Source organism: Paenibacillus rhizovicinus (genome assembly GCF_010365285.1).
Classification (GTDB): Bacteria; Bacillota; Bacilli; order Paenibacillales; family Paenibacillaceae; genus Paenibacillus_Z; species Paenibacillus_Z rhizovicinus.
Map to the genome: position 1 here is coordinate 2,391,848 of NZ_CP048286.1, position 15,067 is coordinate 2,406,914.

The 15,067-nt window shown below is 58.6% G+C and carries 12 protein-coding genes; 2 read left to right on the forward strand and 10 right to left on the reverse strand.

Annotated features, from left to right (window positions below):
* Positions 1-17: 17 nt before the first annotated feature.
* On the reverse strand, positions 18-1,145 hold the full coding sequence (locus GZH47_RS10885; RefSeq protein WP_162640119.1) for an acyl-CoA dehydrogenase family protein: 1,128 nt from the start codon (positions 1,143-1,145) through the stop codon (positions 18-20).
* A gap of 141 nt (positions 1,146-1,286) precedes the next feature.
* Here GZH47_RS10885 and GZH47_RS10890 point away from each other — a divergent pair, with 141 nt between their 5' ends.
* Positions 1,287-2,183 (forward strand): ankyrin repeat domain-containing protein, encoded by an 897-nt coding sequence (locus tag GZH47_RS10890; protein ID WP_162640120.1) that lies wholly within the window; start codon positions 1,287-1,289, stop codon positions 2,181-2,183.
* A 1,092-nt stretch (positions 2,184-3,275) separates the two neighbouring features.
* Here GZH47_RS10890 and GZH47_RS10895 read toward each other — a convergent pair.
* From GZH47_RS10895 to queF, 4 genes are all read right to left on the reverse strand, one after another.
* Positions 3,276-4,700, reverse strand: coding sequence for a glycosyltransferase family 2 protein (locus GZH47_RS10895; protein ID WP_162640121.1), 1,425 nt, complete (start codon positions 4,698-4,700; stop codon positions 3,276-3,278).
* 126 nt (positions 4,701-4,826) lie between these two features.
* A complete protein-coding gene (locus GZH47_RS10900; RefSeq protein WP_162640122.1) occupies positions 4,827-6,572 on the reverse strand; it encodes a hypothetical protein in 1,746 nt (581 codons plus the stop codon).
* A 239-nt stretch (positions 6,573-6,811) separates the two neighbouring features.
* Positions 6,812-8,014, reverse strand: a complete 1,203-nt coding sequence (locus GZH47_RS10905) for an MFS transporter (RefSeq protein WP_162640123.1) — start codon at positions 8,012-8,014, stop codon at positions 6,812-6,814.
* A gap of 524 nt (positions 8,015-8,538) precedes the next feature.
* Complete coding sequence (gene queF / locus GZH47_RS10910; protein ID WP_162640124.1) at positions 8,539-9,042, reverse strand: preQ(1) synthase; 504 nt, start codon at positions 9,040-9,042, stop codon at positions 8,539-8,541.
* 104 nt (positions 9,043-9,146) lie between these two features.
* Between queF and GZH47_RS10915 the strand changes: the two genes are divergently transcribed.
* Positions 9,147-9,665 (forward strand): DinB family protein, encoded by a 519-nt coding sequence (locus tag GZH47_RS10915; RefSeq protein ID WP_162640125.1) that lies wholly within the window; start codon positions 9,147-9,149, stop codon positions 9,663-9,665.
* 96 nt (positions 9,666-9,761) lie between these two features.
* On the opposite strand, the gene deoC is transcribed toward GZH47_RS10915, so the two are convergent.
* The 5 genes from deoC to GZH47_RS10940 are packed head-to-tail and all read right to left on the reverse strand — an operon-like array spanning position 9,762 to position 15,024.
* On the reverse strand, positions 9,762-10,445 hold the full coding sequence (deoC, locus tag GZH47_RS10920; protein WP_162640126.1) for a deoxyribose-phosphate aldolase: 684 nt from the start codon (positions 10,443-10,445) through the stop codon (positions 9,762-9,764).
* A 27-nt stretch (positions 10,446-10,472) separates the two neighbouring features.
* Positions 10,473-11,426: a DNA-binding transcriptional repressor DeoR gene (locus GZH47_RS10925; RefSeq protein ID WP_162640127.1), complete on the reverse strand. Its 954-nt coding sequence runs from the start codon at positions 11,424-11,426 to the stop codon at positions 10,473-10,475.
* 33 nt (positions 11,427-11,459) lie between these two features.
* The gene (locus GZH47_RS10930; protein ID WP_162640128.1) at positions 11,460-12,416 is read right to left on the reverse strand and encodes an ABC transporter permease; all 957 of its coding nucleotides are present in this window, start codon (positions 12,414-12,416) and stop codon (positions 11,460-11,462) included.
* Between the two features lie 2 nt (positions 12,417-12,418).
* Entirely contained in the window at positions 12,419-13,504 is a 1,086-nt protein-coding gene (locus GZH47_RS10935; protein ID WP_162640129.1) for an ABC transporter permease, read from the reverse strand.
* Positions 13,501-15,024, reverse strand: coding sequence for an ABC transporter ATP-binding protein (locus GZH47_RS10940; RefSeq protein WP_162640130.1), 1,524 nt, complete (start codon positions 15,022-15,024; stop codon positions 13,501-13,503). The genes GZH47_RS10935 and GZH47_RS10940 overlap by 4 nt, the downstream gene beginning before the upstream one ends.
* Between the last annotated feature and the right edge of the window lie 43 nt (positions 15,025-15,067).

Genomic DNA, 15,067 nt, shown 5'->3' on the forward strand with positions numbered 1-15,067 from the left:
CGCCGCTGCGGCGGCTTTTAATCTAGCCTATCCAGCCCGTCGAGCCCTTTGAACATTTGCAGCGCCTTCGCATCCCGCATGTACCGTTCGACGGGATATTCTTTCATATAGCCATAGCCGCCGTACACCTGCACGGCTTGGATGCTGCCCGCCATCGCCGCATCGGCGGCATACCGAAGCGCCAGCGCAGCGGCCTTGCCGCCATCCGCTATTCCGGCATCCGCGCGCCATGCGGCCTGATGCGCGAGCAGCTGCGCCGCATTCGCGCCCGCTTCCATATCCGCCAGCAGAAAAGCGATCGCTTGATGCTTCGCGATCGGCTTGCCGAACTGCGAACGCGACTTGGCATAACCGAGCGCGGCATCGGCCGCTCCCCGCGCGATGCCCGCAGCGACCGCCGCCAATCCGCAGCGCACGCCGGCGACCGCGCCACGCGCAAGCGCGTTTCCCTGGCCCTCCCGGCCCAAGCGGAAATCCGACGATACGCGGCAATCCCGGAATGTCAGGTGCGCCATTCCTGCGGATCGCAGGCCCAGTTTCTTCGTCACGGGCTGAATGTCGAGTCCGGGCATGTCTTTGCCGACGAGAAAAGCGCTGTACCGCTTGCGCACGCCCCCGGATGGCCCGGCCGTCTCCGCATATACGACGAAGAGATCCGCTTGCGAGCCGCCAAGCACGTATTTCTGCTGGCCTTCCAGCACATACTCGCCGCCCTCCGCTCTCGCTTCGATGCCTACCCGCAGCCGTGAGGCGCCGCCGACCGCGCCCGGCAATACGCCGGTTGCCAGCATGCTTCCTTCCAGCAGCGGCCCCTTATACTGCCGTTTCGCCTCTGCGCTGCCGCCTCGCATAAGCGGCCACGCCGCCAAATACACATGCGCCCACAACGCGGCGGCTAGCGAAGCATTCACCCGCGAGAGCTCCTGCAGCACGAGCGCGAAACCGACGAAGCCGCCGCCCGCGCCGCCGTCTTCCTCCGGCCAGGGCAAAGCCGTGAACCCCAGCTCCGCCAGCTCGTCGAACGACTGCCGGTCGAATGACTCCGACTCATCGAGCGGTCCGACCCGGCGCGCGGTTTCCTGCTCCGCATACCGCGCCGCCATGTCCTGGATCATCGCCTCTTCCTCCGAAAGTCCGAATTCCATGCGCATAACGCCCCCTTCCCGAAACAGACAGAGCGCCCCATGCCTACAACCGCTTATTACATCGTATTTTCCCGCACGGCGATTCATGATAAAGTGGAGGCAAAGCCAACCTTGTCCCGACAAAAAAAAGGAGCTGACCCCGTGAACTCTTCCAACGATATCGATGACCAAGCCGCGGAGGCGGGCCTGTTAACGAGTTATCGCGCCGCTTATCATGCCGTCAAGCAAGGCGAGGCCGAACGGCTGCGCGAGCTGCTTGCCGCGCACCCCGGCCTTGCGCAGGCCCGCTCGGTCCAGGGCCGCACGCTGCTGCACCAGCTGTGCGACTGGCCGGGCCATTACCCCCGCCAGCTGGAGACGGCCAGGGTGCTGGTCGAAGCCGGCGCTGACGTGAATGCCCGGGCAATCGATCCCGAACGCGGAGAGACCGCCCTGCAATGGGCTGCCAGCAACGACGATGCCGTTATGGCCGGCTTCCTGATCGACGCCGGGGCACCGGTCGACGGACTGAACGATGACCGAAGGCCGCTCGCCCAGTCCGTCTGGTACGGCTGCCGCAAGGTGACGGAGCTGCTGCTGCAGCGCGGAGCGGCGCTGGATCTGGAGCTCGCCGCGGCCGTGGGACGCAGCGAGCTGCTCCCCGCCTTCTTCGATGCGGAGGGCGCGCTGCTGCCAGACGCCGGACATCACCGCGAGCCGGTGAACATCCCCATTCCGGGCGGCGCCAGACCGGAGGAGCTGCTGCAGCAAGCGCTCATCTACGCGGCAATCGGCGGCAGCCTGGCATGCGCCGAGTACCTGCTGGACCGCGGCGCCGACGTGAACGGCACCCCTTCCGGCTTCGACCGGACGGGCGCGGCAGCCCTTCACTGGGCTGCGGCCGGCGGAAGCACCGCATTGACGGAGCTGCTCATCCGCCGCGGCGCGGACTTGTCGCTGAAGGATGCCCGGTACGGCAGCACGCCGCTCGGCTGGGCGAAGCATTTTGCGCATCCGGACGTCGAAGCCGTCCTGCGCAAGGCCGCTTCCGAAGCCTAGCGCCGCTCCGTGCGTCCATAACTGCCGCAAAACAAAGATCCCGCCCTTCCGGAAGCCGGAAAGACGGGATCTTACATTTTCTTCTTGCAATCGTTACGCGCCGATAACGGCCCGATAACAGTGCCGCGATATGCTGATAACAACAAATCGCGCATGATGGAGGGAATCTGAGGACATGAAACGAGTCCGCGACTTGAAATCCCGGCTGCTCAAATGGAGATCGGCCTGGAAACAGCTGAACAACGGCAGCATGCCGCAGGCGGCCTAACGCCCTGCTCGCTTTCGCTCTGCCGCAGCCTGCCTTACGCTCACCGCGCTATTCACCGCCGCAGGCGGCTTAACGCCTTGCCCGCTTTCGCCGCTGCTGCAGGCAACCTAACTAACGCTCTATGCTCTCTGCCCCATGCCGCATGGCCTCACCACTGGAATATCCCACTAGCAACTTCCGCATGTTTCATAGGTTTCGAATGCTAACGAACCCCGCGCGCCTTATTTGGACGAAATAAGCAACGTATACAGAATAACGAATCCGACACGCCTTATTGCGTTGAAACCAGCCCATAAGTAAGCCAATTAGGTCTAATAACGCCGCTGGGATTCGTTACGTTACATAAAGCCGGCTACAGGGACGAATAGCGCTTACTAGGTTCGTTAGCGGCGTGAACCGTCAGTTCCCGATCCGCGCGAGCTGCGCTCCGCAAACCCGCAATCGCTGCCAGCTTGATTCCCGCCTATTTCGCTTTCGCTCCGATCCCCCGCGAGCTGCGCTCCGCAACCCGCAATCGCTGCCAGCTTGATTCCCGCCTATTTCGCTTTCGCTCCGATCACTCGCGAGCTGCGCCCCGCAAACCACGCAATCGCTGCCAGCTTGATTCCCGCCTATTTCGCTTTCGCTCCGATCCCCCGCGAGCTGCGCCCCGCAACCAGCATTCGCTTCCGGCTACCGGCATATTTCGCTTTCGCTCCGATCCCCCGCGAGCTGCGCCCCGCGAGCTGCGCCCCGCAACCAGCATTCGCTTCCGGCTACCGGCATATTTCGCTTTCGCTCCTATCCAATTCCCTCGCATCAGCTGCCTGTCTTGCTCATCCCGTCTACTCCCGCGGCTTCGCCCCGCGCTTCACCCGGCGCTCGGCCAGCTCCGGATGCCGCGCGAACAGCGCCTCGTACTGCGCTTTCGCTTCCCCCTGATTGCCGCGCATCAGCGTCAGGTCGGCCAGCAGCAAATCCGCCTTCCAATCCGCGATCGTTTCATCCGCCGAAACGGTTCCCCGATAGGCACGGAACGCGGACTTCGCCGCTTCCGCATGGCGCTGCGCTTCCCGAAGCGTCTCCGCCGCAAGGGCGAGCTGCGCCTCGGCCAGATGATACAGCGCGTCCGGATAATCCGGCTGCAGCCGAAGAGCCTTCCGGCACGCGCGCTCCGCTTCAAGAAACGCCCGCTCGGACATGTATATCCGGTGCAGCAGCATGCAGATTTGCAGCCGCCGCCCGAAGCCCGGCGTGGACTCCGCGGCAGCATCCGCCCGCAGCAATGCCTCCTTCGCATTAGCGATCTCCCCGGCCGCCATCGACTCGCGTGCGTAATAGAGCAGCCATCCGGGATTGCCCGGCTCCTCCTCGATCATTCGGACGAGCAGCTTCAGATTGCGAGCGACCGTCCCCTTGGAGGCCATGCGTTCCGGCTCATAGCCGTCATGGTGGAGACGGATGCGTACATTGCGCCGCAGGACGGATTCGTCGTACGCGTCCCGGCCATCAATGATCACCTGTTCATGTACCCGCCCGTAATAACGCAATCCCCTGCGCAGCGGGAACAGCCGCGGCACGCCGAAATCGGTCGACTGCCTGCCGCGAACGTGATTGACCTGGCTTATATTCAACACGACATGCTCGCGCGCATCGTTATAGATGCCGGCCGCTTCGCGAACCGCCGCTGCATCCTCAGGAAGCAGCCATTCGTCGGCATCCACCCACAGCACCCAGTCGCTTTGAATATGCGGCAGGACAGCGTTTCGTTTGCCGGCAAAATCATCCTGCAGCGTCACCCCGCGCAGAATCTTCACGCCCGGGAAACGCGAGGCAATCTCGACCGTGTCGTCCGTGGAATCGGAATCGACGACGATAATCTCGTCCGCCGCATCGGCCAAGCTGGCGATGCAGCGCGCGATGCACCGCGCCTCGTTACGCGTCATGATGACCGCGGCGACCGTCACGACGGCCGGCGGCGCCAGCAGCCGCCCGATATCGATCCGCACCGGGCCTGCGGGCCGCGCGGCCAAAGCTTTCTCCACGTCCGGCATCCACTGCGCCTGAGGATCCAGAAGAGCAGCCCGGTCGAACGCGCCGCGCGCCGCTCCCGCGAATCCCCCGTGCATCAGTGCCTCGCCAAGGAACACCCAGCTTTGCGGGGCAAGCGGGCCCGCTTTGATTTTCAACGTCGCCAGCTTCTCCGCCTCGTCGTAACGGCCTTCCTGAAGCGCCTGCCGAATCGCGTCCGAACGTACTTCCATCTTCATGCCGCTTCCCCCTTCTCATGATGATAGCCGCGTCTATCTATCCCTTTGAATCGTTTGAACGAGAAGAAAGGCCAACTGCGCAGTTGGCCTTTCCGCTGTGAGACCCTTCCGATTAACAGGCATATTCTATAGTGCAAACGGCTCGCTGCTCTGACTGAACAGGATCCGATAGGTTCCCGTCACTTCCTCATCATTGATAGCTTCCACATCGACATATAGATAGTCGTCGGATGGAACCGTCGTACGCAGCATCAGCATGTTATTACTGGAATAATCGGAATAACCGCTTAAATCCTCTAATTCGTAGGAGTAATCCGCCACGCGGAAATCCGTCGCATTCGGGAAAATCGCGGAAAGGTCCACGGATGCAAAATAAACGTCTCCATCCCGATTCATATGCTGCACGCCGATATCCACGGGACTCATGTCGCTGACCTCGACCTGGAACCGATCGCGAATCGTTAATCCGTTCTCGTTCGAAGCATCCACCTCGACTGTCGATGTGCTGTCGGGCTGAAGGCCCAACGTCAGCAGGCTGCCGTTAGGCTCCGCCGTTGCCGGCCCTTCCGGCACGGATGCGTCAAAGGTATAACTTCCGGCAAAATAATCCGCCACGTCGATGGCAGCGGTCGCGATCGAGTTGTTGTATGCAACGTCCGGCAGTTTGCTGCCCTCGGCGGGAGAAATCGAAATCGTCTGCGACGTCCAATTCTCGCCTTCATCGTCGCTCGCCATGACGGTAAGATGCGTGAGACTGGATGATCCTGTCGTCTGCAAGGTCAACTCCGAGCCGGCTAGTTCACCATCGACAAAGTAACCGTCATCCACCGAGAAGTCATAGCTGACTTCGCCCTCTCCGACCTCTTCGAACATCCGGGACAAATCGATCTTCGCCGACTGGCCTTCATGGATGCTGAAGGCGTTCCCGTCGCCGATCGTATGCAGGATGAAATCATCGTCCGGCTCTTCCGGCGCCCACTCCGACGACAACCTGAACGTCATCGCGGCAGTCGCCGCGGATTGATTGTCCGAAGCCTCGACGATGAAATCCATGCTGCCTGTGCCGTAAGCGTGCAATTCCAGCTGCGATCCTCCAACGATCTGGCCGTACGCGAACGATCCGCTTGTCGGGTGATCCGTTCCTTCGATGATGCGGTACGTCAGCGTATCCCCGTCCTCATCGCTGAAATAATCGCTCAAGTCTATCGTTTCCGAATTGTTCGCGTCCAACAGCAGGTTGACGTCCTTCACGTCCGGGCTGCCGGGTTCCGACATGGCGTCCGAGTAGACAACCGGCGGATGATTGACTGCCGGAGCGGAGCTGGAAACGGCGGCCTGCAGCAGACGGCGGTAATCGTCCGTCGATTGAAATTCCGCGGGATGCGACTTGTAGTACCGGATGACGTCGCCGATTCCCGCGGTACCCGAGCTATTCAGGGCATAATTCGGCTGAACCGTCAGCGTGAACCGTTGATGTTCATAATTTTCCGTTTCCGGCACCCATACCATCAAGTCGACCTTCGTCGTACCTGTTTTCTTCAGCCCGATCCGAAGCTTTTTGCCGTCGCCGTCGTTGCTGACGCTGACATCCGCGATCGAATTAAACTGGACGAACACCGCGTAGTCGAGATCGTCGGCATTCTGGAACACGTCATCCAGATCGATCGCGAAGCTCTTGCCGGCGACCAGCGAGGTGGAATAAGCATTGGCCAGCAAACTGTCGATGCTCGCATTCACTACCGGCGACTGAATCGGATTGGCGCTCACTGCTTGCGCGGACATAGCTAGAGGAACGACCGTCGCGGCCGTTCCGAATATCCGAACCGTCTTGCTCGCCGACCACTGCCGTTTCTTGCTCTGCTTTCTCAACATTCCCTCTCATTCCCCCATATCGGTCGCACTGTCGATCTATGAAAACGCCGGCCGGGCGAAGCTGCCTTATGCGCTGCCTCAGCGGCAAAAGCCTGTCATTTCCTCCCTTTACTATACCATGGGCGAATTCGATAGAGAACGAGATTTAGAGAAAAATGTCAGAAAATGACGAAGAGGCCGCCCCCGTTGAAGGGACAGCCTCTTCATTATCCTTGCATGCTTGAACATGCTAACTCTAATTAGCTATGCCGTGCGGCAACCGTCGACTTGCTTTGGTTTCTGGCTTTGAACATCAGCGCCGCCAGCAGCAGCATGCTGCCGTTGATGACGAAAATCCAGCGGATCGGCAGCCAGCCGCCGAGCAATCCGCCGAGAATCGGCCCCGCCATCGTGGCGATCTGGGAAGACGATTGGTTCAAGCTGAACGCCCGTCCCCGGAAATCCGGTTCCGTCGTCTTCACGATCATTGCATTGATGGACGGGTTCACCGCCGCGAAGAACAGCCCGTAACCGAAACGAAGGATGCCGAAGCCGATGTAATTCGTCACGAGCACCTGCAGCAGATTGCCGATCCCGCTGCCGATGAGCCCGATAATAAGCACCTTCTCGTACCCGACCTTCCGGCCGATCTTGCCCCAGCGCGGCGCCATGATGACCGTGGCGATGCCGACGGCCGAGAAGATGATGCCGGAGCTGAGCGATGCGCTGTTCTTGTCGACGCCCATCCGCAGCACGTACACCGTAATGAGCGGCTCCAGGATCATGACGGAGAAGGTGCTGAGCGCGACTAGCGACAGCAGCACCATGAAGGAGCGATTCGACATCGCATGCTTCAAGTCGTCCAGCACATGCGACCGCGTCGCCTTCCGATTGAAGTTCTGCTCTTTCACGAAGAAGACGGCAACGAGCGCGGAGACGAGCACGATGGCGCTGGAGAATAGAAAAGCTTCCCGATTGCCGATATAGTGGCTGACCACGCCGCCGACGAGCGGTCCGATAATGCTCCCCGTCGCGCCGGCCGTCGACATGATCCCGAGTGCATACCCCGTCTTCTCTTCCGGCGTATTCGTCGCGACAAGGGCGATGGAGGCAGGCACGAAGCCGGCCAGCAGCCCCTGGAAGATCCGAACGATCAGAAACAAATACGGATCGTGCACGAAATAATTGATGAAATAGAGAGCGGCCAAGCTGAAGCCCGAGCGGATCAGCATCGGCTTCCGTCCGTACTTGTCGGCTAGCGAGCCCCAGTAGGGCGATATCAGCGCGCTGGCCAGAAACGTGATGCCGAACGCGATGCCCGACCAGGCCTCCAAATGATGCTCCACGCCGAGTTCCGTGTTCAGGAAGATCGGCAGAAACGGAATGGAGATGGAGTACGCCATGCTGCAGAAGAAAACGCCCGTCCACAGCACGGCAAGATTTCGTTCCCACGAAAATTTCATTGCATAGCCACGTCCTTTCGCATATCTGCGTGCGGCTTTATCTTTGAAAGTCGCTGGGTCCTTTGGATTTTGTAACGTTGTATGTGCAGTCGTACATTGAATTGCGCTTTGCCGCCGCGATTATCACTAACCAGCGTGCATTCGCGCAAAATGGCGATCGCAGGGACAGGCGGCGAACCGTTCGCCACGCTGGAGGCAAGGCAAGCTAACGAACCGAAGCACGCTTATTTCCTGGAAACGGGCTCTAGTTTCATTCTAACGAACTCCAGCAGCGTTATTAGTCAGCGAAGCGTTGAAAAGAGGCGAAATATCACCGATTGCATAGATATAGCGCGTCTGGAGTTCGTTAGAAATTAAAAAGATCGAAATTGGCCCGATTAAGGTTTTCTGGATTCGTTAGGATTTGCGGGCTGCGTTGGATGAAGTGTAGGCGGCATCAGTGCCTCGACCGCGCATCCTAAAGCGGTTAACGGTCAGCTTCGCAAGTATCGGCGGTTAGAAGTCCGTTTAGCAAATGCTTACTGTTAGCGGTTGTCCACTTTCTCCGGGTACAGGTCGTGATTCATGAGGCGGAAGTGGGCCATTTCCTCGAATTTCGTGCCCGGCCGGCCCCAGTTCGTGTACGGGTCGATCGAGATGCCGCCGCGCGGCGTGAATTTGCCCCACACTTCGATGTAGCGCGGCTCCATGAGCGCGATCAGGTCGTTCATGATAATGTTCATGCAATCCTCATGGAAATCGCCATGGTTGCGGAAGCTGAACAGGTACAGCTTCAGCGATTTGCTTTCCACCATCTTCACGTCGGGGATGTACGAGATGTAGAGGGACGCAAAGTCCGGCTGGCCCGTAATGGGGCATAGGCTCGTAAATTCCGGCGTATTGAATTTGACGAAATAGTCCCGGCCGACATGCTTGTTCTCGAACGTTTCCAGTACTTCCGGGCTGTAATTGAACAGATACTGCGTGCCTTGGTTGCCCAAGTGGGAGATGCCGTTCTCTTGCAATTCTTCTTTCGATCTTCCTGCCATTTTCGAAAACACTCCTTGTTTTTAACTTGCACGAGGGTTACGCTTGTTCTAGTAGCTTACACCCATAAGCGATTCAAATTCAACCTTTTGAGGAGATGACGTCTATGCTTAGCCGCCCTGCAGCCGATGAATTCGGCGGTCATTTCGGAACCTACATCAATCTTGTCGCGGATCGCAGCGTTCTCGAACAGCTCGAAGACAACCGCCGGAACGCGACGGCGCTGTTCGCGAAGCTGACGGACGAAGAAGCAAACTTCCGTTACGCGCCGGACAAATGGAGCCTGAAGGAAGTGCTCGGCCATCTGGCGGATACGGAACGCGTCATGAGTTATCGTATGCTTCGCATCGCCCGCGGGGATACGACGCCGCTGCCCGGATTCGACCAGGACAGCTACATCTCGAACGCCGACTTTACTGCAAGCACCGTGGAGCGATTGCTCGCGGATTACGAGGCCGTACGCGCCTCGACCGTAAGCTTGATTCGCTCGATCCCCGCGGAAGCCTGGACGCGCAAAGGCACTGCCAGCAATACGGAGATGTCGGCCCGCGCATTCGCTTACGTCATCGCAGGCCACGAGCTGCACCACTTGAGCATCGTTCGCGACCGATATCTTTCCGCGTAACGCCAAACAACCGAGGAGCTGTCCCCGTGTCAATGACCATGACCGGGAACAGCTCCTTGTGTGTATTTCCTGTATGACGTTCAATGCCGATCAACCTTAGTAGCCTTCGCCCGTGCCGCCGCTTACGATCGTCACGCTTGCGCTGGCTCCGATGCGCGTCGCGCCCGCTGCGATCAAGCTGCGGACCGTCTCCAGGTCGCGTACGCCACCGGATGCTTTCACGCCCATCTCCGGTCCGACCGCCTCGCGCATAAGCGCGATATCCTTCACGGTCGCGCCGCCGGGACCGAAGCCCGTGGACGTCTTCACATAATCGGCGCCCGCGCGCTTGCAGACCGCGCATGCCGTCGTCTTCTCTTCGTCAGTCAGCAAGCCGACCTCCAGAATGACCTTCAGCAAGGCTTTTCCTTTGCATGCTTCCGCCACGGACCGCACGTCCCGTTCGACCGCTTCGAGTTGGCCCGATTTCAAGGCACCGACGTTCAGCACCATGTCGATCTCGGTCGCGCCGCTCGCGAGCGCGTCTCTCGTTTCCGCGACTTTGACGAACGTGTTGTTCGCGCCGAGCGGGAATCCGATGACCGTCGTGACGCCGACCTCCGATCCTTTCAGCTGTTCCGCCGCTTCCGCGACCCAGTACGGGTTAATGCAAACCGTCGCGAAGCGGTACTGTTTCGCTTCCGCACACAATTTAACGATGTCCGAAAGCTTCGATTCCGGTTTCAGCAATGTATGGTCAAAGTAAGCAGCCAGCGCTGCTCCTCCCAATTCCTTATCCATGTTGAACATCCCTTTCTCTCTGTAAATTTATGGGCGTTCCATCAAATACTTCGCCGAGAACTGGTCCGTAATCAGCACGTTCGTGTATCTGCCGCGGAGCGCCCCATAAATGCCGTCGACTTTGCGAACGCCGCCCGCCACGAGGATGGACTGCTCTTTCTTCTTCAAGTCGTTTAATTCGATTCCGATCGTGCGCTGATCCAATTCTTGCGAACAAATCGTGCCGTTGATATTGAAATAGCGGGAGCAAATGTCCCCCGCCCCTTTCTCGTAGATCAGCTTCAATTCCGCATCGCTGAAATAGTTGGCCCGGATCAGGACGGAGTCTTCGGTCGGCGAGCCGACCGTCACCATCGCGATATTCGCTTTCTTCCCAAGCTCCAATATATTCCGAATATGCCGGTCGGTCTCGATCGTCTTCTTGACGATCGGATGGTCCACGATAGCTGGCAGGGGAATGAAATACGGGATGGTGTGAAACGCCTTGCCGAATAAGCTCATGATCTCGCTGGCATAGGTGCTCGTCTCCGAGTGGCTGACGCCGCCGTTCAACTGGACGACCTTGACGTCCTTCACATGCTTGTCCTGCAAGTTCAGCGCAACATCGTACAGCGTCGTTCCCCACGTCGCCGCGACGATATCGCCATCCTTGATGATATTGTCCAAGTACTTGGCCGCCGCGACGCCGAGATACTTCCTGACGACGGCGTCGGTATAGTTCGGTACATTGACGATAACCACTTTTTTGAGCCCAAATTTACGTTCGATTTTGCCGGCAAGCAGATCGTTGTTCTCGAGCGGGTCGATGATGCTGATGACCACGTACCCTTCTTCCTTTGCCTGCTGAATGAAACGGCTGACTGTCGGCCTGGACACGCCGAGCTGCTTGGCGATTTCCTGTTGGCTGTAGTCCAACTGGTAATACATACGAACGGCGTCAAGCATTTTGCCTCGTTTGTCGTCTGTGCGTTCGTCATACATTGGTTCTCAACACTCCCCTATCCCATGCAATCGTTAGCGTTTTCCGGAATCGAATACCTCCCCTGCGGCCTTCGGCGCCTGCGAGCTCTTGGAGAAAATAACGAGCGCGATCAATGTTACCACGAATGGGAACAAGCTGAGTATTATCGGCGGGATATGCTTTAACGCCGGAATAACCTGCGATACGTTCGCGACCGTGCTGGCGAAGCCGAAGAACAGCGTCGCCGCAAGGATGCCAAGCGGACGCCATTGGCCGAATATAAGCGCCGCCAAGGAGAGGAAGCCGAGTCCGGCAACGGTACCCGTGAACTCGCCGGCAATCGTAACGAGCAGAATCGCGCCTCCGAGCGAGGCGAATGCGCCGGATATCATAACCCCAATATACCGCATTCTGCGCACATTGACACCAGCTGCTTCCGCTGCCTGCGGATATTCGCCGCACGAACGCAGACGCAAGCCGAACGGCGTCTTCTTCAGCACCCAAGCGCTGATCAGCACGACGGCGAGAATCATCCAGGTCGTCCAATAGGTCTTGGTGAACACAAGCGGCCCGATGATCGGAATATCGGATAGCAGCGGTACGTCGAACGGCTGGAAGCCGTTCATCAAGCGGATGTTCCCGCTGCCCGTAATGTTCCGTGACAAGAACACCGTGATGGCGCCCGCAATCATGTTGATCGCGGTACCGCTGATGACCTGGTTCGCGCTGAGATGAACGCTCGCGAAGGCATGAAGCAGGGAGAAGACGATCCCCGCGGCCAGCGCGACTAGCAGACCGATCCAGATGGCTTGCACCGTATGATGCGGCCAAGCTTCCTGCAGCTTGCTGATCGTCAGCGCGCCGACGAAGGAACCCATGACCATGAGCCCTTCCAGACCGATATTGACGACGCCGCTCCGTTCGCTGAACAGTCCGCCCAGGGCGGTGATGAGCAGCGGAATCGTGAACATGATCGCGTACGGGAATATTTGCTCGATTGTCGTCCACATGGCTATGCGCTCTCCTTTCCGCTGACCGGTCCGCCCGTGCCTGCGCCGGCGGAAGCTTTCCGGCGATTAACGATGCGGGTAATCCATTTGTCCATCAGCACGCTCGTCGCGGCGAAATAAATGATGATCGCAATGATGGAATCCGCGATTTCCGGCGGAATATCCGTCATGGCATTCATGAAACCGCGGCCCGAATACAGCAGGCCGAAGAACAAGGCGGAGATGAGCACGCCGATCGGCGAGTTCGCGCCCAGCAGCGCCACGGCGATGCCGTCGTAGCCTTGCGTCGGCAGCACGCCGATCTGGATATTGGCGCCGTTGCCCGCGAATTGCGCCATGCCGCCCAGTCCGGCGAGCGCGCCGGAAATCAGCATCGACGTAATGATGCTCCGGCTGACCTTGATGCCCGCGTATTCCGCGGAGTGGCGGTTGTAACCGACCGCCTTGAGCTCGTAGCCGAGCGTCGTTTTATTAATGATGAACGCAATGACGATCACCGCGACGACCGCGATGTAAAGCCCCATATTGATATACGAACCGCCGAACATATCGGAGAGGAACGTAGATTTAAGCGTTGCTTTGTCCGGCAGAAGCCTGGATTCCGTCTCGACCGACTCTGCCTTGAGGTATGCCGGCACCACGTAGTAGATCGTCCAATAGGCGATCCAGTTCATCATGATGGTCGACACGACTTCGTGGACATTGAACCGGGCTTTAAGCAGGCCTGGAATGAATGCCCACACGGCGCCTCCGAGCATAGCCGCCACGATCATCATGAGCAGCAGCAGCGGCCTGGCCGTATCGATGTTCAAGCCGATTATCGTCGCGCAGAAGCCGCCGAACAGCATTTGGCCCGCCGCGCCGATGTTGAACAGCCCCGTGCGGAAGGCGAAAGCGACCGACAATCCCGTGAACACCAGCGGCGTTCCCGTCGCCAGCGTATCGCCTAGGCGCTTCGAATTCTTAAGCCCGCCCTGGAACAGGAATTTATAGCCTTCGATTGGATCATGCCCCGTAACCGCCATCAGAACGGCGCCGCCGATCAAGCCGAACAGCACGGCGCACAGGGATATGATGAGGTTTCTCATTGTTCTCCCCCTTTGCCTACGCCGGCCATCATGAGGCCGATCTCTTGTTCGTTCGTTTCGGCCGCGTTGACGACGCCGATCAATTCGCCATTGTTCACGACCGCAATGCGGTCGGAGACGTTGATGACTTCGTCGAGCTCCAAGGAAATCAGCAGTACGGCCTTGCCGTTGTCCCGGTGCCCGATGAGCCGCTTGTGGATGTATTCGATGGAACCGACGTCGAGACCGCGCGTAGGCTGAACGGCGATCAACAGCGAAGGATCGAGCTCGATCTCGCGGCCAATGATCGCCTTCTGCTGATTGCCGCCCGACAACGAACGAGTCACGGACAACGGTCCCCGTCCCGAACGCACGTCGAAGCTGCTTAGTATGGCGCTTGCATACTTGCGAATGGCCGCCCGGTTCAGAATGCCGCGCTTCGAGAACGGCTCCCGGTTATACACTTGGAGGATCATATTGTCTTCGAGCGTATAATCCAGCACGAGTCCGCGCTTCTGCCGATCCTCCGGAATATGCGCGATCCCTTTGTCGATCCGCGAACGGATGGAATCCCGCGTAATATCTTGTCCTTCCAGGAGAATGTTCCCGCTTTCCGCTTTGCGCAATCCCGTGATCGCCTCGACCAGCTCCGTCTGGCCGTTGCCTTCCACGCCTGCGATGCCCACGATTTCCCCGGCTCTTACTTCCAGCGAGAATTGCTTCAGGCCGGCGACGTTCTTGTTATTCTTGACGGTGAGATCGTTCAGCTGCAAAATCACTTCGCCCGGTTTGCTGTCGGCCTTCGTCACCGTGAAATTGACGTCCCGGCCGACCATCATCTCCGCCATCTTCGCTTCGCTCGTCGTCTTCACGTCGACCGTGCCGATCGTCTTGCCGCGGCGAATGACGGTACAGCGGTCAGCCGCTGCCTTGATTTCCTTCAGCTTATGGGTAATGACGATGATCGATTTGCCCTCTTTGACCAAGTTCAGCATGATCTTGATCAGTTCTTCGATTTCCTTCGGCGTCAGCACGGCAGAAGGCTCATCGAGAATGAGCACCTCGGCGTCGCGGTACAGCATCTTCAGAATCTCGACCCGCTGCTGCATGCCGACCGAGATGTCCTCGATCTTCGCGTGCGGATCGACGTTCAGTCCGTAATGACGGGACAGTTCTTCGATTTTGCGTGCCGCGCCTTGAATATTCAGCGCTCCCCAGCGTGTCGGTTCGTTGCCCAGAATAATATTTTCAGTAACGGTAAAATTGCTGACCAGCTTAAAATGCTGATGAACCATGCCGATGCCGTAATTATTCGCCACATTGGGATTAGCGATTTTCACCGGATTCCCATTGATTCGGATGCTCCCCTGATCGGGCTGGTACATGCCGAACAAAATGCTCATGAGCGTGGATTTACCGGCTCCGTTCTCGCCAAGGAGCGCGTGAATTTCGCCTCGCCGAAGCTGCAGCGTAATGTCGTCGTTGGCCACGACGCCGGGAAACTCTTTGCGAATATTGAGCATTTCCACTACAAAATCCATACGTTAGGGCCCCTTTTCGCCTTTTTCGCATCCATCTTATTGC

Bases quoted from the DNA above. Each gene is read 5' to 3' on its own strand.
- GZH47_RS10885 (WP_162640119.1), bottom strand. From the start codon at position 1,145: ATGGAATTCGGACTTTCGGAGGAAGAGGCGATGATCCAGGACATGGCG.
- GZH47_RS10895 (WP_162640121.1), bottom strand. From the start codon at position 4,700: ATGAAGATGGAAGTACGTTCGGACGCGATTCGGCAGGCGCTTCAGGAA.
- GZH47_RS10900 (WP_162640122.1), bottom strand. From the start codon at position 6,572: ATGTTGAGAAAGCAGAGCAAGAAACGGCAGTGGTCGGCGAGCAAGACG.
- GZH47_RS10905 (WP_162640123.1), bottom strand. From the start codon at position 8,014: ATGAAATTTTCGTGGGAACGAAATCTTGCCGTGCTGTGGACGGGCGTT.
- queF (WP_162640124.1), bottom strand. From the start codon at position 9,042: ATGGCAGGAAGATCGAAAGAAGAATTGCAAGAGAACGGCATCTCCCAC.
- GZH47_RS10915 (WP_162640125.1), top strand. From the start codon at position 9,147: ATGCTTAGCCGCCCTGCAGCCGATGAATTCGGCGGTCATTTCGGAACC.
- deoC (WP_162640126.1), bottom strand. From the start codon at position 10,445: ATGGATAAGGAATTGGGAGGAGCAGCGCTGGCTGCTTACTTTGACCAT.
- GZH47_RS10925 (WP_162640127.1), bottom strand. From the start codon at position 11,426: ATGTATGACGAACGCACAGACGACAAACGAGGCAAAATGCTTGACGCC.
- GZH47_RS10930 (WP_162640128.1), bottom strand. From the start codon at position 12,416: ATGTGGACGACAATCGAGCAAATATTCCCGTACGCGATCATGTTCACG.
- GZH47_RS10935 (WP_162640129.1), bottom strand. From the start codon at position 13,504: ATGAGAAACCTCATCATATCCCTGTGCGCCGTGCTGTTCGGCTTGATC.
- GZH47_RS10940 (WP_162640130.1), bottom strand. From the start codon at position 15,024: ATGGATTTTGTAGTGGAAATGCTCAATATTCGCAAAGAGTTTCCCGGC.